The sequence below is a fragment of the Methylobacterium sp. BI1 genome, from assembly GCF_056680125.1.
The window spans coordinates 791413-810076 of record NZ_CM155267.1; the positions used below are offsets into that span (position 1 = coordinate 791413).

An 18664-nucleotide genomic window follows, 5' to 3' on the forward strand; every position below is an offset into this window, starting at 1 on the left:
CAAATCTGAGGCATCACGATAAATACGTGAGCCTCCAACAATAAGAAGAAACGGTGAAAGATGGCAGATCTAACTAACTCCAGTTGGAGCGAAGCGGACAGCAGCAATACTCAACCCGCTCCCAGCGGATTTCCCAGCGGCATTCTGCCATCTCAGGTCGGCGGCGTGGTTCGTGCGCTCATGGGCGCTACCAAGCGCGCGTTTGACCGCAGCAACGCCATGGTATCGAGCACGGGATCGGCAAACGCTTACGTGCTCACCTATCCGCAGGTGCCGGAAGGTTACGTGAAGGGCGAGGTTTATCGCTTCTTCGCCAACGCCACCAACACGGGCGCAGCCACAATCAACATCAACGGCCTTGGCAGCCGCAGCATCCTGCGTGCCGATGGTACCGCACTGAGCGCTGGCGAAATCGTGCTCGGCCAGGTGGTTACAGTGGTTTGCGATGGTGCAAACTTCCTGCATCAGAGCGTGGGCAGCAGGTTCTTCAAGGACAGCGTGAGCATCGTCAAGGATGGCGATGCCATCCTCACCCTGGAAGACACGGGCGCACCCGCAACCACATACCGCAGCAAGAACATTTACAGCAGCCGCAACGTGGGTGGAGGCAACGACTGGCTGTTCCGCTCGCGCCGTCCCAGCGACGGAGCCATTGAGGACTTCTACCTCAAGAGCGGTGCAGGCGGCACGATCTGGACCACGGGCAATTTCAACCCCGATCTCAAGGCCAGCCTGGGTGCCAACGTGTCGTTCAACCGCGTGGTGGTGGCCGAGAACGGCACTGGCAATGCGCTCCAGATTGGCAATGACGCTGCCATGGGCGACATCGACGTGGCCAACACGATTAGTGTGCGCGGTCTACAGGACAGCAACCAAGCCTATTTCAAGATGGGTTCCAGCACGCGCATCGGCTTCGACAGCGCCAACTGGATCGTGGGCGGTGGTGGCAACCTCTACATCCAGCCCGGTGCTGGTGGCAGTTATGGGGTGTGGCACGGCGGCAATTTCGACCCAGGCACCAAAGCATCGCTAAACACCGCAGTGCGCTTCAATGGCGTCTACCCAAGTGCAAGCGAAGCCTACTTCTACTCGGACGGTGGCACCAACAACATCCGCTTTCGCGCAGGCGCAGGCCCAAACTACAAGTACATGGGTCTCAATGACGACGGCACGCTACAGATTTTCCAGGGCGGCGTTGAGGCGGCTGGAGATGTTCATGCTGCGGGCGCAGTGCGTGCCAACGGTCGCTTGGTTGTGGGTGAAGGCCAAACCGCCTCGTACATCGAGATGCGTGACACCGACGAGGGCACTCGCTACCTCCACAACAACAGCGGCACCATTGGCTTCCTCGGCAGCGATGGCGGCTGGAAGATGCGAGTGTACGACAGCGGCGCGGTTTGGACTGCGCAGTTGGGTGACCTGAACCAGCGCATCGAGGACCGCGCCAATGCGTTTGCTGCCAATGCTGCAAGCACTCGCGTATCCAAGAGCGGCGACACCATGTCGGGTGATCTCCAGATCACCAAATCCTACCCCATGACCCGCTACCTCTACCCTGGTGTGCGCGACCTTGCATGGCAGGTGCGTGAAAACGGCGGCATGTATCTGTGGGATTACACGGCTAACAATTGGAACATCTACATCGGACCCGGCGGTGACGTGCAGACCCGTCAGTTGGGCGACCTCAACGGCCGCATCGAGGGCAGGGCTGCTGCCTACGCTGCTGAGCGTGTAGCCAAGACCGGCGACACCATGACGGGCGACCTTCAAATCCAGAAGGCAGAAGCGCAGATTCAGTTGCACTACCCGAACCTACGCATCTGGTACGCGCGCTCGGCCGGTGACGGCAATTTCCGCGTCAGCAGCCACGATGGTGGCGAACGCTTCATGGTGGGCAATGATGGCTCGCTGTGGTGTGCGCAGTTGGGAGACATCAACAGCCGCATCGAGAGCCGTGCCCAGGCTTGGGCCAACACTCGTCAGGCCAACTTGGGCTTCACGCCGGTTCGCCAGAGCGGCGGTGCCTACCAGCAGGGCAACACGGTTTATCTCGGTTGGGATGGAAGCGCCCTGCGTGCGCAGGTGGATGGCAGCGATCTTGAGCGCATCCTCACTCGTAGTTGGATCAATCCCATTCAGGATATTCGCATGGTGCACGCGGGTGATCTGAACTCCAACTGGAACCGCGATGTGGGCAACTTTGCAGAGCCCTACGGCGGCGCCTGCATCACCACTCTCAACTTCTACATCACCGGACAGGTGGGTGACCACGTTGGTGGTGCTCGTTGGAGGTACATTCAGAAATTGGACAGTTACGGAAATTGGTACACAGTGGGGTACGCATAATATGACTTATACTATCACGGATCACGGCAATTGGGTGCCGTACACGCGCGATGCAGTGCTGACACCAGAGGGTTTTCCTCTGGTGCCCGCTGGTACCATCTTCTGCAAGCGCGAGAGCGATGGCGTGGACTGGTACGATTACAGCCGCGCCGAGGGCACATTCCAGCCGGGCAGCGTGATGATCGCCTGTCTGCCCACCAATCTCGGTCTCATCACACAGAGCGTGTTTGCCCTGGCAGACATCCAAAAGATGTTCCCGCAGAACCAGACGCTCATCGAGGTTGAGGGTTGGGAGGGCGAAAAGCCCCACAACACGTTTGCCCGCAAGGTGTACGATCCCGAGGCTGGTACGTTCTCGGACATTCCGGTGCCTGTGCAGCCCGTGATTACCTACAAGAAGGACATCTGGCTGAGGGCAACCGACGAGGAAGCCGACATCATCGAAGCCGTGCTGGGCCAGCAGAGCACGCGCAAGCAGCGCATCTTCAACGAAGCCACCTATCTGGACCACTCGGACCCGCTGTTCGCAGAACTGCTCGCGGGCTTCGTGACAGCGTTTGGAACAGAGAGAGCCGGCCAGTTGCTGGCCGGCTCCTGAGGTTCACGAATCGTGAGGGCTATGAGCGGCTGAGCAGTTGTTTCAGCCGTTCTTCCTCCTCGGGCACGGATGCGCCCGTGATGCCATCCGCTGTGAACGAGATTGGGTCGATCATACCCGAGCCGTAGTCGCCCAGGCGGTCTGTGAGGTCGACGTGGCCCTCGAATTCGTAGTCTCTGAACCGGTACGCACGTAGGCCATTCATCACGATCACCGTCACCGTGTTGTGCTCGCTGTTGAACGTGATGGCGTCGATGAACGTGCGCAGCGCGGCGTTGGTGCGAGCGCGGAGCATGTACACGGTGCTCTTGTCGGCTGTTCGCCACTCCGCCCGCATGCGGTCGATCTCGTCCTCCGTGATGCTCTGCGCGCTCATGGTCATTTCAGCGTCTGCCTTCTGGCGCTCCAGGCCAGCCAGAGCAGTTTCCAAGTCACTGCGCTGAGCCTTGCGCTGAGTTAGCCGCTGCCTGATTTCGGAGGTGTCGCCGTCGGCTTCCTCCAACTGATCCAGCAGCCGGGCTTCGCGCTTGCGGATATCCTCAATCTGGTGCCGGATGGCAGCCATCTGCTCAAGGATCGCATCCAATGGATTGTTGGCTTGCTGCTGCCGGAGCACGTCGCTGAGGCGAAACTCTCGCACATTGTCGAGGATGGCTGCTTCCAGCGGATCGTACTGAAACAACTTCGCCGGTTGAGGGCAGCCCCGTGAACGCCTGCGGTTGCCGCAGGTGATGTAGTGCTGGAGCCCGTATTCCTCGGCACGCCTGCGCGTGATGTGATGCATGTTCATGGCATCGCGGCAGTGCTCGCAGCGGCACATGCCCGTGAACAGGTTGCTGAACAGGCTTCCCTTGCGCCCACCGCTGCCGTGATAGGGGCGCTTCTGCTGCTGTGCCCGCTGCCACAGGTCGTGGCTCACTACCGCTGGGAAGTAGCCGAGGATTGGTTCGCCCACGGGAATGTTCGCCCGCTTGGGTCCTTCACGGTTGGGCTGAAACTCACCCAGCGTGTCCCTGCCGTTGATCACCCTGCCCACCATGCCCGAGTACCAACCGCTGCTGCTCGTTTTGAACGGGGGCACGCTCTCGGCATTGAGCGCTTGAGCAATGGCCATCTGCCCCATGCCGCTGGCAGCCATCTCGAATATGCGGCGCACAGTGGGGGCATGCTCGTTGAGCACGAACTCGTACTTGCCGCGTCCCACCTTGGTGGCGTCGATCCATCCGGGCGCGCTGAGCGTGAAGCCGTAGCCGCCCTCTGCATACAGTGCTCGCCGGGCCTCGTAGGATTTCTCCATGCGCTGGCTCTTGCGCAGGCTCTCCTCATGGGCTCGCGCCATGATGGTGAGCGAGATGATGAGTTTGCTCCAGTCGTTGCCCACGGTCTCCTGGCTGTACATCTGATCATCGCCAAGCGTGACAATGGTGATGCCCGCGCGGATGATCTCCAGGAACAGGCTCAGCGCCTCCAGCACCTGATCGCGCGACAATCTGTCCAGGCTCTCAACGAGCAGATAACTGCCCCTGCGGATGCGGCCTTGTTCCACCATTTCGAGAAAGCGGCCCAACGCTCCATCGGTGCGGTTGCGCCCCTTGAACGCACTGATGCCGATGTCGCGCAGACTGCCATCTAGTGCGACATTATGTCGTTCCGCCCACTCTCTGCTCATCTGCAACTGCCGACGAAGGCTGTCGCCAGTAATCTGCTTCTCGGTGCTCATCCGTATGTAGGAATACGCGACGTGCACCGAACTCGGGACTGTGCTCTCCACTGCCACCTCCGTGGGCTGCGCATGTGCAATCGCACGGGGGTTGCTACGACGCCGTGAACAACGGGGTCTACAAGGCGGGCTTCGCCACCGAGCAGGCCGCCTACGCGGAGGCCTTCACCGCTCTGTTCGCCGAACTCGACGCCCTGGAGGCTCGCCTCGATACGGCGCGCTACCTCTGCGGCGACCGGCTGACCGAGGCGGATATCCGGCTGTTCACCACCCTGGTGCGGTTCGACGCCGTCTATGTCGGGCACTTCAAGTGCAACCGGCAGCGCATCGCCGACTATCCCAACCTGTCGAACTATCTGCGCGACCTCTACGCCCTGCCGGGGGTCGCCGGCACGGTGAACCTCACCCATATCAAGCGGCACTATTACGAGAGCCACCCGACCATCAATCCGACCCGGATCGTGCCCCTCGGACCGGCCCTAGACTTCGACGCCCCGAACGATCGCGCCGCGCGCTTTCCCGCCTGACCCCGGGGCCTTGAGCGCCCGCCGCCCCTCGACGAACCGACCCGCAGCCTTACATCGGAACCATGATGCGCCTCTCGACCACCCGCCTCGTCCTCGCCGCCGCCCCGCTCCTCGTCGCCGCGCCTGCCCTGGCCCAGACGGCCGTCAAGCTGGAGGGCCGCTGCGAGAAGCTCGTGATCGCCGGCAAGGACGTGACCGCGACCTGCAAGAACACCTTGATGAACACGGTCTCGCGCAACCGCACGAGCTTCGACTTCGCCGCCGAGGGCCGGGCCCTGAGCTTCAGCGGCAACGGCGCCCAGCAGGAGCGGACGGAGGAGACCGACCCGCTCCAGCCGATCAACCTCGTGATCCCGAGCGAGACGACGAAGGACGGCGTGGCGCAGGGACCGCTGGTGGCCGTCGGCTCCTGCGCCTTCAGCACCCCGGAGCCGGGCAAGACCGCAATCACCTGCGAGGCGAACGCCGCCAAGGGAGCCTACCAGGGCGTCTTCGTGACCGATGCCAAGACACCGGATGCGGGCAAGACACCGGATGCGGGCAAGACACCCGAAGGGGCCAAGACACCGGAAGCAGGCAACGCCGGTGGGAGCGCGCCCCGCTAGGCGCGCCGGTCTGTCTCCGGAGATCGGATCGCCGCGATGGGACTCGCCGGAGCCCCCGGGGGCGATTGCGTGTGGACGTCCGCTCTGGTCCGAGCGCGCGGAGTTCCCATCTCTTGACGCAGGATGGAATGGGCGGACAGACCCGGACCTTCCGACGGATCCAAACGAAGGCCTCGAGGACGTTATGCTGAACGATGCGCCGGTGCCGGGCGGCCCCACCCCCACCAAGGACGTGACCACGGCGAGCTTCCGCCAGGACGTCATCGCCGAGTCGATGCAGCAGCCCGTGCTCGTCGACTTCTGGGCGCCGTGGTGCGGCCCCTGCAAGCAGCTCGCCCCCGTCCTGGAGAAGGTGGTCGCGGGCTCCGCCGGCACGGTGAAGCTCGTCAAGATGAACATCGACGAGCATCCCTCCATCGCCGGCCAGCTCGGCATCCAGTCGATCCCCGCCGTGATCGCCTTCGACAAGGGCCAGCCGGTGGACGGCTTCATGGGCGCGGTGCCGGAGGCCCAGATCAAGGAATTCATCGCGCGCTTGGCCGGCCCCGCCGGCCCGACGCCGATCGAGGAGGCCATGTCGGAGGCCGAGGCCCTCCTCGGGGTGGGCGACGTGGCGCAGGCCGCGCAGCTCTACGCCGCCGTGCTCTCCGAGGAGCCCGAGAACGTCGACGCGATCGCGGCCCTGGCCAAGATTCAGCTCGACCTCGGCGACATCGAGAACGCCAAGCAGATCGTCGCCATGGCGCCGCCCGAGAAGGCGTCCCATGCGGGCCTTGCCAGCGTGCGCGCAGCGATCGAGCTCGCCGAGCAGGCGGCGGCCCTGGGCGACCTCGGCACCTTCCAGACTCGGATCGAGGCCGACCCGAACGACTTCCAGGCCCGCTTCGACCTCGCGCTCGGCCTCAACGGCCGCAACATGCGCGACGAGGCGGTGGACCAGCTGATCGAGATCGAGCGCCGGGACCGGACCTGGAACGAGGGCGCGGCGCGCAAGCAGCTCCTCACCTTCTTCGAGGCCTGGGGCCTGATGGACAAGGCCTCGATCCGCGGGCGGCGACGCCTGTCGACGCTGGTCTTCGCCTGAGGCCGCGAACGAACCGCAGGGGAACACGATGAGCACGCATGCGGGCTACAAGGGACCGGCCGACTGCCCCGGAGTAATTCCGGTCTTCCCGCTGCCCGGTGCGTTGCTGCTGCCGCGTGGACAGATGCCGCTGAACATCTTCGAGCCGCGCTACCTCGCCATGATCGACGATGCCCTGCGCACGGACCGGATCATCGGCATGATCCAGCCCGACGTGGAGGCGGGCTCGTCGCCGATGACGCCGAAGCTCTTCCGGGTCGGCTGCGCCGGGCGGATCACCCAGTTCGCCGAGACCGGCGACGGGCGCTACCTGATCTCGCTCACCGGCATCGCCCGCTTCCGGGTGGAGAGCGAGCTCGCCACCACCACGCGCTACCGGCGCTGCCAGGTCTCCTACGACGACTTCGCCACGGATTTCGAGGCGCGGGCGGGCGAGGAGGCGGTGGACCGCGAGGGCGTGCTCAAGGCCCTGCGCGACTTCGTCGAGGTCAACGACCTCAAGGTCGACTGGGCCGGCATCGAGGAGGCGCCCAACGAGGCGCTGGTCAACGCCCTCTGCATGATGAGTCCCTTCGGCGCTCGCGAGAAGCAGGCCATGCTGGAGGCGCCGGACCTCAAGACGCGGGCGGAGGTCTTGATTGCGGTGACCGAAATGGAGTTGGTGCGCGGGTCGGGCTCCGAGCCCACCCTGCAGTAGTTCTTGCCCGCGAAGGATACGCCCCAGATGGCCGATGACACCCCGAGCCCCGTCGAGGCCACCCGCGTCGACCCCAAGCTCCTCGAACTCCTCGTCTGCCCGCTGACGAAGGACACCCTCGAGTACGATGCCGGCCGCCAGGAGCTGGTGAGCCGCTCCGCCCGCCTCGCCTACCCGATTCGCGACGGCATCCCGATCATGCTGCCGGAAGAAGCGCGCGCGCTCACCGACTGATCGGCCGCACCGGCATGACCGATCGCCCGACCATCGCCATCGTCGCCACTGGCGGCACCATCGCGATGAAGCACGATCCCGTCACGGGGGCCCCGGTCCCCGCCCTGACGGGGGCCGACCTCGCCGCCGCGGTGCCGCGCCTGGCCGACCTCGCGCGGATCGAGGTGGTCGAATTCGCCAATGTGCCGAGCGCCTATCTAGGCCCGGAGCACTGGCCCGGCCTCAGCCGCACGGTGGCGGGCCTGCTGGCGCGGCCGGACATCGCGGGCGCCATCGTCCTGCACGGCACCGACACTCTCGACCAGACCGCCTATTTCCTTGACCTGACGCTGGCGAGCGACAAGCCTGTGGTGATGGTGGGCGCCCAGCGCAACGCCTCCGAGGCGGATGCCGACGGGGCGCGCAACCTCCTCAACGCGGTCCGGCAGATCCTGGCCCAGAGCGGGCGCGACGATCTGCGTGGGCTCGGCGTTACGGTAACGCTCAACCACAACATCAACGCCGCCCGCGAGGTGCGGAAGTCCCACACCAACAACGTCGAGACCTTCCAGTCCGGCGAGGCCGGCTTCCTCGGCCACGTGGACGAGGACCGCGTCGTGTTCGCCCGCAAGTCCCTGCGGCGCCAGACTTTGCCGCTCCCCGAGCGGCTCGCCCGGGTCGAGCTCGTTGCGATGACGGCCGGCGCCGACGGGCGCCAGCTCCGCCACGCGGTGGCGGACGGGGCCGAGGGCGTGGTGATCGCCGCCTACGGCTTCGGCAACGTCAACGAGGCCCTGTACGACGCGGTGGTGGAGGCCATGACCGCCGGCGTCGTCATCGTGGTGGCGAGTCAGGTCCCGCACGGCCGGGCACTCCCGGTCTATGGCTTCAAGGGCGGCGGAAGCACGCTGCGGGCGGCGGGCGCGGTCTTCGCCGACGACCTCTCGCCGGACAAGGCCCGTGTCCTGGCGCTGCTCGCGCTGCCGATCACACGGGACCGCGAAGCATTGCAAGCGTATTACGACCGGTAACGCCAAGCTTCCGCATGATCGTTCACCGTGGTCATGGCTCGTTCAGACACGTCCGGCAATAAGTCTCATCAGTCGATTGCGGCGCTTGTCACAATCCTGCCGCTTCGGTGGGTATGCTCAGCGCACTCTCACTTGATCGTCTGCTTGAAAAGCCGGTGCGCCATCCTGTGGCCGCGGCTCGGGCGGACGCTGTTTTGCCGAAGGATGATGCATGTCCAAAGTTGCGGTGGTTCTGGCGCTCGGAGCCGGCCTGTCCTCGCCCGCGATGATCCCGGCCGCCGCCCGTGACGGCGGAAACTTCAACGGGGCCTGGTCGGTGGAACTCGTCACCGAGAGCGGCATGGTCTGCGACTCCCGCTACACCTACGGGGTGTCGGTGCAGGAGGGGCAGGTCCGCCTCACCTCCGCGGCGGCCGGTGCCACCTTGAACGGCCGCGTCGGACCGGACGGCACGGTCGGCCTCAACGTTTCGAACGGCACCGCCTCGGGCGCGGTCTCGGGGCGCCTGCAGGCCCAGAGCGGCAGCGGGACCTGGAAGGTCGCCTCCCTGTGCTCGGGCCGCTGGACGGCCCGGCGCCACACCACCCGGACCGCCCAGGCGGACTAGCGCTTCGCGGTCGGGGCGGTCCCGCCAGCCTCGGGAGTCGAGGGAGGCCGAGCCCTTCTCGTCCATGTCCCTCCCCCCAAGAGGGGAGAGGGACGCCGTCGGTTCAGGGCGTCAGGCGGCCGCGAGCCACTGGCGCGCTTCCTCGATATGCGCGCGGTCGAAGGTCTTGATCTGGGCCGGCGAGACCTTGCCGAAAGTGTCGGCGATCATCCGCAGCCAGGAAGCGTCGGTCACCAGGGCGACGTGGCTGACACCCTTCATCATGGCGAGGCCGAAGCGCGGGTCCTTGAAGAAGGCGGCCGGCTCCATGCCCTTGAAGTCGCGCACGTCCTCCAACAGCTTGATCTTGCCGCCCTTGTCGAGGTCGGCCTGCATGGCGGAGATCACGGTGTTCATCTCGGCATCGGTGATCTGGCCGTCGACGACGATCTCGGCGACGCTCGAATCCGGCTTCTTGGTGTAGGTCAGCACGTGTGGCACTCCTCAGGGGGTCGAACGCTACCCAAGCGAACGTCGAGCCAGCGTTATAGGAAACTCTGCGGGTCCACGTCGATGGCGACCTTCACGTTGCCGCGAACCTTCGGACCGCGCGCCAGCCACTCGCGCAGGTAGGTCTGCAGGTCGACCGCGCGCTCGGTCTTCACCAGCAGGCGGAAGCGGTATCGCCCGCGGATCAGGGCCAGCGGCGCCTCGGCGGGGCCGAGAACCATCACGCCCTCCGGCGGCTCGGCGGCCCTCGCCAGCGCCTGCCCGTGGGCCTCGGCCACCTCGCGCTCGTTCGCCGAGACGATGAGGGCGGCCAGACGCCCGAACGGCGGGAGACCGGCGGCCTCCCGGGCGCCGATCTCTTCGTCGTAGAAGCGCTCCGAATCTCCCGAGAGCAGCGCCGCGATCACCGGATGCTCCGGCTGGTAGGTCTGGAGCAGGGCGCGGCCCGGCTTCTCGCCGCGCCCGGCCCGGCCGGTCACCTGCTGCAGCAGCTGGAAGGTGCGCTCGGCCGCCCGCGGATCGCCGGAGGTCAGGCCGATATCCGCGTCGAGGACGCCCACCAGGGTCAGGTGCGGGAAGTTGTGGCCCTTGGCCACGAGCTGCGTGCCGATGACGATGTCGCAGCCGCCCTCCGCCACGGTCTGGAGTTCGGCCCGCAGGCGCTCGGCCCCGCCGGGAAAGTCGCTCGACAGGACGATGACGCGCTTGTCCGGAAAGAGCTCGGCCACCTCCTCGGCGATGCGCTCCACGCCCGGCCCGCAGGGCGTGAGATTGTCGAAGGTGCCGCATTCCGAGCAGGAATCCGGGCGCCGCTCGGCATAGCCGCACTGGTGGCAGACCAGCGCCCGGCGGAAGCGGTGCTCCACCAGCCAGGTCGAGCAGTTGCGGCACTGGTAGCGGTGGCCGCAGGCCCGGCACAGGGTCAGGGGGGCGTAGCCCCGCCGGTTCAGGAACAGCAGGGCCTGGTCGCCGGATTCCACGGTCTCCCGCACGGCCGCGACCAGGGCCGGGGCGATGAAGCGCCCGCGCTCAGGCTTGTCGGCGCGCATGTCGATGGCGGCGATGTCGGGCAGGCGCCGGCCGCCGAAGCGCTCGGGCAGGGCGATGCGGCGGTAGCGGCCGCGCTCGGCATTGACCCGGGTCTCGATGGAGGGCGTCGCGGAAGCGAGCACCACCGGGCAGTTCTCGATCCGCCCGCGCACCACCGCCATGTCGCGGGCGTGGTAATGCACCCCGTCCTCCTGCTTGTAGGCGGCCTCGTGCTCCTCATCGACGACGATGAGGCCGAGATCCGAGAAGGGCAGGAACAGGGCCGAGCGCGCGCCCACCACCACGGCGATCTCGCCCGCCGTGACCCCGGCGCGGATGCGCTCGCGGCGCTTGCCGCCGATGCCCGAGTGCCAGGCGGCAGGGCGCGCGCCGAAGCGCTCGGCGAAGCGATCGAGGAACTGCGCCGTCAGTGCAATCTCGGGCATCAGGATCAGGGCCTGGTGCCCGCGGCGGACGCAATCGGCCACCGCCTCGAAATACACCTCCGTCTTCCCCGAGCCGGTGACGCCCTCCAGCAGCACCGTGGGGGCCTTCGCCTCGGCCCCCGGCGGCGGCACCTTGCCGTCGGAAGCGGCAGGCGCCGGCAGGGGATCGCCGATGGCATCCGTGGGCGGCGGCGCGTCGGGCGCCGGGTTCATCAGCGCGACGAGTTCCCGCACCGCCGCCTCCTGCGCCTCCGACAGGGGCACGCGGGCATGGTCCGGGTCCGGCGGCAGGGCGACGGGCTCAGGCGCCAGGGCCACCGCCTCGAGGGCGCCGTCGTCGATCAGGCCGTCGACGACGCTCAGGGAGACGCCGGCCTCCTTGGCCAGCGCGCTCTTGCCCCGCATCGTCCCGTCGGCCGCCACCGCCAGCACCTTGGTGCGGGCCGCGGTCGGCCGGGCCGGGGCCTTGCCCGAGGCGCGGACCCCGACCCGCACCGTCTCGGTCAGGGCCGCCTCGTCCGGCAGGCGCAGGGCCATGGCCAGCGCCGAGCCCTTCGGCGCCAGGGTGTAGCGGGCGAGCCAGTCGACGAGCTCGCGAAGCGCGTCGGGCAGGGCCGGCACGTCGATCCGGCCGGTGACCGGGCGCAGGTTCGAGCCGCCGGGGCTCTGGCGCACGCCCCAGACCACTCCCACGGTCTCGCGCGGCCCGAGGGGGATCTGCACGACCTCACCCACCGCGAGGTCGAGCCCGGCCGGCACGGCGTAGCTGTAGGCGCTGTCCAGCGCCAGCGGGATCAGGATCTCGGCGATGCAGGGCATCGGGCGGGGCTTTGACGGAACATAACCGGAATATAAGCATGCCGGAGGCAATGCGCGACCGCCGCGCCGCCGATCGTCGCCCGGAGGCGCGCAGGATGGACGGACCCGAGCCCGCGGCCTCCGGAACGACCGGCGATCCGGCCCCCGACGGCGTGCTGCTCCTGCACGGCCTCGCCCGGCGGGCCGCCTCCCTGGCCCGGATGGAGCGCGCCGTCCGGGCGGCGGGGTTCGCGACGCTAAACCTCGATTATCCCTCCCGCACAGCGGATCTCGCGGCTCTCGCGGGCATCATCGGACCGCCCGCCGCCGCGTTCGCCGCCCGGGTGCGGACCCTCCACGTGGTCACCCACTCGATGGGCGGGCTCCTGGCCCGGGCCTGGCTCCGTGTAGGCCGGCCGGCCAATCTCGGACGGGTCGTGATGCTGGGCCCGCCGAACGGCGGCAGCGAGGTCGCCGACCGCCTGCACGCCCTGCGCGTCTACCGGCGCGTCTTCGGCCCGGCCGGCGCCGAGCTGACGACGCGGCCGGACGAAAGCCTGCGCGACCGCCTCGGTCCGGTCGACTTTCCCCTCGGGATCATCGCGGGGGAACGCACGCTCTATCCCATCGAGTCCTGGCTGATGCTGCCGGGTCCCGACGACGGCCGGGTCACCGTTGCGCGCACGCGGGTCGCCGGGATGGCGGATCACATCATCCTGCATACCAGCCACGGCCTGATGATGCGCAACCCCGCGGTCATCGCCGAGACCCTGTACTTCCTGCGCACCGGAGGGTTTTCGCCGTCCGCCCGCGGTGACACAAGGCGCGCATGAGCCTCGACGCGCCCCCGCCCGATTCCGTGCCGCCGCGCCTCGACCTGCGCGGCATCGGCCTGCGCTTCGGCACGGTGCAGGCCCTCGCCGACGTCTCGCTTCAGGTCCGGCCCGGCGAGATCCTGGCCCTTCTCGGCGATTCCGGTTGCGGCAAGAGCACGCTCCTGCGGGCGATCGCCGGGCTGGAGCAGCCGCAGACCGGCACGATCCGCCTCGACGGCACCCTGGTCAGCCAGGACGGTCGCGGCGTCGCGCCCGAGGCGCGCGGCGTCGGGCTGATGTTCCAGGACTACGCGCTGTTCCCCCACCTCACCGTGGCGGAGAACGTCCGCTTCGGCCTCCACGGCAAAAGCCTCCCGGGCAGGCCCGCGGCCGAGGCCCGTGCCCTGGCGCAGGCCCGGCTGGAACAGGTCGGCCTCGCCGACCGGGCCAGGAGCTATCCCGGCACGCTCTCGGGCGGCGAGAGCCAGCGCGTTGCCCTGGCCCGCGCCCTGGCCCCGGGGCCGCGCATCCTCCTCCTCGACGAGCCGTTCTCGAATCTCGACCGGCGCACCCGCGACCGGGTCCGCGACGACACCCTGGCGGTCCTGCGCGCCAGCGGCGCCACCACGCTCCTCGTCACCCACGATCCCGAGGAGGCCCTGGGCTTCGCCGACCGCATCGCCCTGATGCGGCGGGGGCGCATCGTGCAGGTCGGCACCGGGCCGGACCTGTATTGCCGCCCCGCGACGCGCTTTGCCGCCCGCTTCTTCGGCGACCTCGTCGAACTCGGCGGGACCTGCCGCGACGGCAGCGTGGCGACGCCGTTCGGTCCGGTCCCCGCGCCGGGCCATGCCGAGGGCGCGGCCGTCATCCTGTGCCTGCGCCCCGAATCCATCCGCCTCGGGGCGCCGGAGGCTTCCCTCCAGGCCGTCGTGCAGGGGCGTCGCTTCCTCAGGGGCGCCGCCCTCCTGACCCTCGGGGCGGACGGCTTGCCCGAGCCCCTCCGCCTGCCCGTGCCGGCGGACGACCCGCGCGGGCCGGGGGATGCGGTCGGCCTGAGCCTCGATCCGGAGCGCTGCTTTATTTTTGCAGCCGAGGCGGATTAAAACACAGTTTCGGATCGAACCTGTGCTTGGGTCGACCTAATAGTTTCGAATTGTTTTAAGTCCAAAACATCACGCTTGTGTTTTTCTCGCCGATGCTTCTGAACACCCGTCACGTTTTGACGGAGGGGTGTCGGGCATGGCTGGTGGGATCAAGGCAATCGGGTTCGCGAGCCTCGTGCTGGCGGCCCTCGTCGGCACGGCGTCGGCCGCGGAGGTCAACCTCTACACCACCCGCGAGCCCGGCCTGATCCGGCCCCTGCTCGACGCCTTCACCGCCAAGAGCGGCGTCACGGTCAACACGGTGTTCGTCGAGAAGGGCCTCGCCGAGCGCGTGGCGGCCGAGGGCGCCCGTGCCAAGGCCGACGTGCTGATGACCGTGGACGTCGGCAACCTCATCGACCTCGTCGATCGCGACCTCGCCCAGCCGGTGCGTTCGGGCGTGCTGGAGGCGGCGGTGCCCGCCACCCTGCGCGACGCCGACGGCCGCTGGTTCGCCCTCTCCATGCGGGCCCGGGTGCTCTACGCCGACACGGATCTCGCCGACCTCAAGGCCATCACCTACGAGGGGCTGGCGGACCCGACCTGGAAGGGCGGCCTCTGCCTGCGCTCGGGCCAGCACCCCTACAACACGGCCCTCGTCGCCCATTACCTCGTCAAGCACGGCCCGGAGAAGACCGAGGCCTGGTTGCGGGCCCTGAAAGCCAACCTCGCCCGGAAGCCCGCCGGCGGCGACCGCGACGTCGCCCGCGACATCCTCGCCGACACCTGCAAGATCGGCCTCGGCAATTCCTACTATGTCGGCCTGATGCGCTCCGGCCGCGGCGGCCCCGAGCAGCGGAAGTGGGGCGACGGCATCAAGGTGGTCATGCCGACCTTCGCGGGCGGCGGCACCCACGTGAACATCTCGGGCGCGGCGGTCGCCAAGAACGCCCCCAACCGCGACGAGGCGGTCAAGCTCCTCGAATACCTCGTCTCCGACGAGGCCCAGGGGCTCTACGCCAAGGCCGACTACGAGTACCCGGTGAAGGCCGGCGCGCCGATCGACCCCCTCCTGACCGCCCTCGGCCCCCTGACCATCGATTCCGTGCCGCTGGTCGAGATCGCCCGCAACCGCAAGGCGGCGAGCCTCCTCCTCGACACGGTCGGGTTCGACAACTGAGGGCCGCGTGGTGATGACGCGCGGGACGACGCACGCCGTCGTGGAAGGCGCCCCCCGCCTCCGTCATCCCGACGCGCCGAAAACGGGCCTGGGTCCGGCATGACCGGGGCCGTCTCCACCCTCTCGCCCTCCGCCCTCTCGCCCGCAGCGCGTCCCGGCGCCCTGGCCTGGAGCGCCGGCGGCCTGCTGCTGTGCGCCCTGGTGCTCAGTCCCGTGATCGCCCTCATGGTTGCGGCCGGGGAGGGGAGCGGCGACGCGGCGGGCGGGGCGCTCTGGCCGCACCTCGTCGCCCACGTGCTGCCCCAGGCCCTGCGCGACACCGCCCTGCTGCTCGCCGGTGTGGGCGTGCTCGTGGTGGTGCTCGGAGCAGGCTCCGCCTGGCTCGTGGCAGCCTACGACTTTCCCGGCCGGCGCCTGCTGGAGGCGGGGCTGCTCCTGCCGATGGCGGTGCCGACCTACATCGTCGCCTTCGCGTATCTCGACCTGATGCATCCGATCGGACCGGTGCAGACCACCCTGCGCGATGTCCTCGGCTATGCCCGCCCACGCGACTTCGTGCTGCCGGAGGTCCGCTCGCTGCCCGGCTGCATCCTGCTCCTCGGCTTCGTGCTCTATCCCTACGTCTACCTGCCGACCCGGGCCCTGTTCCTGATGCAGGCCGCCAACCTCATCGAGGCGGCGCGGATGCTCGGGCGCCGGCCCTCCGCCACCTTCCTCCGGGTCGCCCTGCCGATGGCGCGCCCGGCCATCGCCCTCGGCGCGAGCCTCGCCCTGATGGAGGCCCTGAACGACATCGGCGCGGCGGAATTCCTCGGGGTGCGCACGCTGACGGTCCAGGTCTACGCGACCTGGGTCAACCGCTCGGATCTTGCCGGCGCGGCCCAGATCGCCCTCGTCATGCTGGTGGCCGTCGTCGCCCTGATGGCCCTGGAACGCTGGGCCCGGGCCGGGCGCGGGTTCGCGAGCGGCGCCCAGCGACCGCGCCGCCTCGCCCGGCAGCGGTTGCGCGGCCTGCGCGCCGCGGCCGCCCTGGCCCTCGGCCTCGTGCCCGTGGCCATCGGCTTCGCGATTCCCGCGACCTACCTCGTGCAGGCCGCACTGCGCCGGATCTGGCGGAGCGGTGTGCCGGAGACGATCCTGCCGGAGATCGGTCACACCCTGTTGTATGCCGGCGTCGCGACCGTGATCGCCGCAGCCCTGGGCTTCGTGGTGGCGGCAGGGCCGCGCCTCGTCGCCCGGCGCTGGGGCGAGGCGCTGATCCGGGTGGCGAGCCTCGGCTACGCGCTCCCCGGCGCGATCCTGGCCATCGGCCTCCTCGGGCCCCTGGCCTGGGCCGACGCCACCCTGTCGGCGGGGACGACGCGGCTCTTCGGGGTCGCCCCGGCCCTGATCGGCCTCGGCACCGGCGGCGCCCTCGTCACCGCCTACCTCGTGCGCTTCCTGGCCGTCAGCATCGGCACCTGCGAGGCCGGCCTCGGCCGGGTGCCCCGCAGCCTGCCGGATGCCGGGCGGATGCTCGGCCGCGGGCCCGGCGCCACCCTGTGGCGGGTCCAGCTCCCCCTGGCCTGGCCGGCGGTGCTGAGCGGCGCGCTGCTGGTCTTCGTGGACTGCGTCAAGGAATTGCCCGCGACCCTGCTGCTGCGGCCCCTCAACGTGGAGACCCTGGCGACCCACCTCTATGGCGAGGCCGCGCGCGGCACCTACGAGGACGGCACGGTGGCGGCCCTCCTCATCGTCGCCGTCGGGCTCGTGCCGGTGGTGATCCTGCTCCGGCTCGGAACCCCGCGCGGCGAAGCCGGCGCAGAACCTGCCGATCAGCGCTTGACGCGGCCGCGCCCCTCGCCCTAGAAGGCCCTCGGTCAGGCGACACAGCCCAGCCGGACGGTCTTTCGCCGCACGATCGCGGCCTTGGTCGAGCGGACGTTCGCCGAGCCGGCGGAAGACGGGTCAGGACGGTTAGCACAGCGGTAGTGCGTTCCCTTCACACGGGAGAGGTCGCAGGTTCGATCCCTGCACCGTCCACCATTCCCCTCTTCGATCCCTATTCCATCCCTGACTTTCGCGCTTCGGTCGGCTGTCGCCGATCGCCGTCGGGCCGCCCTTACGGGACGGCGCGATCCGGCGCCCGGCGGGGCGTGAGCAGCAGCACCAGCGCGCCCGCCGCCATGCAGACGATCGATCCGGCCAGCACGCCGACCTTGGTCTCGGCCTCGAGCTCCGGCGCGTCGGCGAAGGCCAGGAGGCCGATGAACAGGCTCATGGTGAAGCCGATGCCGCAGAGGAGCGAGACGCCGTAGATCTGCATCCAGCCGGCCCCCGCCGGCCGCTGGGCGAGCCCGAGCTTCACGGCCGCCAGGACGAAGCCGAACACGCCGAGCTGCTTGCCGACGATCAGACCGAGGGCGACGCCGAGGGTCACGGGGTCGAGCAGCATCCTGGGCGTGAAGCCCGCCAGCGACACCCCCGCATTGGCGAAGCCGAAGATCGGCAGGATCAGGTAGGCCGACCAGGGGTGGAGCGCGTGCTCCAGCCGATGCAGGGGCAAGGTCGGATCGTCCGGCCGTCCGATGCTGAGCCGCAGGGGAATCGTCAGGGCCAGGAGCACGCCCGCCACGGTGGCGTGCACCCCGGATTTCAGGACGAAGACCCACAGCACCGCGCCGAGGACGAGGTAGGGTGCGAGACGGCTGATGCCGGCCCGGTTCAGCCCATAGAGCACCGCCAGGGTCGCGGCCGCGCCGCCCAGCATCGGCAGGGACAGGTCCGCGGTGTAGAACAGCGCGATGATGAGCACCGCGCCGAGATCGTCGATGATGGCAAGGGCGGTGAGGAACACCTTGAGGGAGACCGGCACACGGGAGCCGAGCAGGGCCAGGATGCCGAGGGCGAAGGCGATGTCGGTGGCGGCGGGAATCGCCCAGCCGCGGAGGGTCTCCGGCGAGTGCCGGTTGACCACCGCGTAGACCAGGGCCGGCGCGGCCATGCCGCCGAGGGCGGCGAGGCCGGGCAGGATCCGGTCCGGCCAGGTCCGCAGGCGCCCATCCAGCATCTCGCGCTTGATCTCGAGGCCGACGAGCAGGAAGAACAGCGCCATCAGGGCGTCGTTGATCCAGTGCAGGACGCTCAAGCCCCCGACCTTGGCCTGCAGGACCGCGAAGTAGCGCTCCGCCAGGGGCGAGTTCGCCACCACGAGGGCGAGCACCGCGCTCGCCATCAGCACGAGGCCGCCGCCGGCCTCGGAGGTGAGCGTCGACCGGAAGGCCGAGAACGGCCGGCGGAGCGGGGCAGGGGCGTGCATGGGGTTTCCCTTACAAGACCCGGGCCGGGACACAACGCCTGGGTCGGGACGCACGCAAAGCCCGAGACGCACGCCAAGCCCGAGACGCGATCGCGG

At 68.7% G+C, this 18664-nt stretch carries 16 protein-coding genes, 1 tRNA gene and 1 pseudogene; 14 read left to right on the forward strand and 4 right to left on the reverse strand.

Annotated elements, in window-relative coordinates:
* Positions 1-60: 60 nt before the first annotated feature.
* The gene (locus tag AC1MGR_RS03805) at positions 61-2346 is read left to right on the forward strand and encodes a hypothetical protein (RefSeq protein ID WP_480233721.1); all 2286 of its coding nucleotides are present in this window, start codon (positions 61-63) and stop codon (positions 2344-2346) included.
* A gap of 1 nt (position 2347) precedes the next feature.
* Positions 2348-2944: a hypothetical protein gene (locus AC1MGR_RS03810; protein WP_480233722.1), complete on the forward strand. Its 597-nt coding sequence runs from the start codon at positions 2348-2350 to the stop codon at positions 2942-2944.
* A gap of 19 nt (positions 2945-2963) precedes the next feature.
* Here AC1MGR_RS03810 and AC1MGR_RS03815 read toward each other — a convergent pair whose 3' ends face one another.
* Entirely contained in the window at positions 2964-4721 is a 1758-nt protein-coding gene (locus tag AC1MGR_RS03815) for a recombinase family protein (RefSeq protein WP_480233723.1), read from the reverse strand.
* 38 nt (positions 4722-4759) lie between these two features.
* On the opposite strand from AC1MGR_RS03815, the pseudogene AC1MGR_RS03820 reads away from it, so the two are divergent.
* From AC1MGR_RS03820 to AC1MGR_RS03850, 7 genes and pseudogenes are all read left to right on the forward strand, one after another.
* Positions 4760-5191 (forward strand): annotated as a pseudogene (locus AC1MGR_RS03820) (glutathione S-transferase C-terminal domain-containing protein); the annotation flags it as partial.
* Between the two features lie 65 nt (positions 5192-5256).
* Positions 5257-5796 (forward strand): hypothetical protein, encoded by a 540-nt coding sequence (locus AC1MGR_RS03825; RefSeq protein WP_480234924.1) that lies wholly within the window; start codon positions 5257-5259, stop codon positions 5794-5796.
* Positions 5797-5980: 184 nt separating this feature from the next.
* Positions 5981-6880 (forward strand): thioredoxin, encoded by a 900-nt coding sequence (trxA, locus tag AC1MGR_RS03830; protein ID WP_108035516.1) that lies wholly within the window; start codon positions 5981-5983, stop codon positions 6878-6880.
* A gap of 28 nt (positions 6881-6908) precedes the next feature.
* On the forward strand, positions 6909-7577 hold the full coding sequence (locus AC1MGR_RS03835) for an LON peptidase substrate-binding domain-containing protein (RefSeq protein WP_108035515.1): 669 nt from the start codon (positions 6909-6911) through the stop codon (positions 7575-7577).
* Positions 7578-7604: 27 nt separating this feature from the next.
* On the forward strand, positions 7605-7811 hold the full coding sequence (locus AC1MGR_RS03840; RefSeq protein WP_056476974.1) for a Trm112 family protein: 207 nt from the start codon (positions 7605-7607) through the stop codon (positions 7809-7811).
* A 14-nt stretch (positions 7812-7825) separates the two neighbouring features.
* On the forward strand, positions 7826-8821 hold the full coding sequence (locus AC1MGR_RS03845) for an asparaginase (protein WP_480233724.1): 996 nt from the start codon (positions 7826-7828) through the stop codon (positions 8819-8821).
* A gap of 211 nt (positions 8822-9032) precedes the next feature.
* On the forward strand, positions 9033-9428 hold the full coding sequence (locus AC1MGR_RS03850; RefSeq protein ID WP_108035513.1) for a hypothetical protein: 396 nt from the start codon (positions 9033-9035) through the stop codon (positions 9426-9428).
* Positions 9429-9539: 111 nt separating this feature from the next.
* Here AC1MGR_RS03850 and AC1MGR_RS03855 read toward each other — a convergent pair whose 3' ends face one another.
* Both AC1MGR_RS03855 and AC1MGR_RS03860 read right to left on the reverse strand, forming a co-directional pair.
* The gene (locus AC1MGR_RS03855; RefSeq protein ID WP_108035512.1) at positions 9540-9899 is read right to left on the reverse strand and encodes a SpoIIAA family protein; all 360 of its coding nucleotides are present in this window, start codon (positions 9897-9899) and stop codon (positions 9540-9542) included.
* Between the two features lie 53 nt (positions 9900-9952).
* Complete coding sequence (locus AC1MGR_RS03860; protein WP_108035511.1) at positions 9953-12211, reverse strand: primosomal protein N'; 2259 nt, start codon at positions 12209-12211, stop codon at positions 9953-9955.
* A gap of 95 nt (positions 12212-12306) precedes the next feature.
* Here AC1MGR_RS03860 and AC1MGR_RS03865 point away from each other — a divergent pair, with 95 nt between their 5' ends.
* The 5 genes from AC1MGR_RS03865 (at position 12307) to AC1MGR_RS03885 (ending at position 17295) form a co-directional block, all read left to right on the forward strand.
* Positions 12307-13023, forward strand: coding sequence for an alpha/beta hydrolase (locus AC1MGR_RS03865; protein ID WP_480234925.1), 717 nt, complete (start codon positions 12307-12309; stop codon positions 13021-13023).
* The gene (locus AC1MGR_RS03870; protein WP_480233725.1) at positions 13020-14111 is read left to right on the forward strand and encodes an ABC transporter ATP-binding protein; all 1092 of its coding nucleotides are present in this window, start codon (positions 13020-13022) and stop codon (positions 14109-14111) included. Before AC1MGR_RS03865 ends, AC1MGR_RS03870 begins: the two co-directional genes overlap by 4 nt.
* 136 nt (positions 14112-14247) lie before the next feature.
* Positions 14248-15270, forward strand: coding sequence for an extracellular solute-binding protein (locus AC1MGR_RS03875; RefSeq protein ID WP_480233726.1), 1023 nt, complete (start codon positions 14248-14250; stop codon positions 15268-15270).
* 99 nt (positions 15271-15369) lie between these two features.
* The gene (locus tag AC1MGR_RS03880) at positions 15370-17118 is read left to right on the forward strand and encodes an ABC transporter permease (RefSeq protein ID WP_480233727.1); all 1749 of its coding nucleotides are present in this window, start codon (positions 15370-15372) and stop codon (positions 17116-17118) included.
* A gap of 102 nt (positions 17119-17220) precedes the next feature.
* Positions 17221-17295 (forward strand) — tRNA-Val (locus AC1MGR_RS03885).
* A gap of 76 nt (positions 17296-17371) precedes the next feature.
* Here the strand turns inward: AC1MGR_RS03885 and nhaA are convergent.
* On the reverse strand, positions 17372-18568 hold the full coding sequence (nhaA, locus tag AC1MGR_RS03890; RefSeq protein ID WP_480233728.1) for a Na+/H+ antiporter NhaA: 1197 nt from the start codon (positions 18566-18568) through the stop codon (positions 17372-17374).
* Positions 18569-18664: the final 96 nt, after the last annotated feature.

Excerpts from the sequence above, each read along its gene's own strand:
- AC1MGR_RS03805 (WP_480233721.1), top strand. The coding sequence starts at position 61 with ATGGCAGATCTAACTAACTCCAGTTGGAGCGAAGCGGACAGCAGCAAT.
- AC1MGR_RS03810 (WP_480233722.1), top strand. The coding sequence starts at position 2,348 with ATGACTTATACTATCACGGATCACGGCAATTGGGTGCCGTACACGCGC.
- AC1MGR_RS03825 (WP_480234924.1), top strand. The coding sequence starts at position 5,257 with ATGCGCCTCTCGACCACCCGCCTCGTCCTCGCCGCCGCCCCGCTCCTC.
- trxA (WP_108035516.1), top strand. The coding sequence starts at position 5,981 with ATGCTGAACGATGCGCCGGTGCCGGGCGGCCCCACCCCCACCAAGGAC.
- AC1MGR_RS03835 (WP_108035515.1), top strand. The coding sequence starts at position 6,909 with ATGAGCACGCATGCGGGCTACAAGGGACCGGCCGACTGCCCCGGAGTA.
- AC1MGR_RS03840 (WP_056476974.1), top strand. The coding sequence starts at position 7,605 with ATGGCCGATGACACCCCGAGCCCCGTCGAGGCCACCCGCGTCGACCCC.
- AC1MGR_RS03845 (WP_480233724.1), top strand. The coding sequence starts at position 7,826 with ATGACCGATCGCCCGACCATCGCCATCGTCGCCACTGGCGGCACCATC.
- AC1MGR_RS03850 (WP_108035513.1), top strand. The coding sequence starts at position 9,033 with ATGTCCAAAGTTGCGGTGGTTCTGGCGCTCGGAGCCGGCCTGTCCTCG.
- AC1MGR_RS03860 (WP_108035511.1), bottom strand. The coding sequence starts at position 12,211 with ATGCCCTGCATCGCCGAGATCCTGATCCCGCTGGCGCTGGACAGCGCC.
- AC1MGR_RS03865 (WP_480234925.1), top strand. The coding sequence starts at position 12,307 with ATGGACGGACCCGAGCCCGCGGCCTCCGGAACGACCGGCGATCCGGCC.
- AC1MGR_RS03870 (WP_480233725.1), top strand. The coding sequence starts at position 13,020 with ATGAGCCTCGACGCGCCCCCGCCCGATTCCGTGCCGCCGCGCCTCGAC.
- AC1MGR_RS03875 (WP_480233726.1), top strand. The coding sequence starts at position 14,248 with ATGGCTGGTGGGATCAAGGCAATCGGGTTCGCGAGCCTCGTGCTGGCG.
- AC1MGR_RS03880 (WP_480233727.1), top strand. The coding sequence starts at position 15,370 with ATGACCGGGGCCGTCTCCACCCTCTCGCCCTCCGCCCTCTCGCCCGCA.
- nhaA (WP_480233728.1), bottom strand. The coding sequence starts at position 18,568 with ATGCACGCCCCTGCCCCGCTCCGCCGGCCGTTCTCGGCCTTCCGGTCG.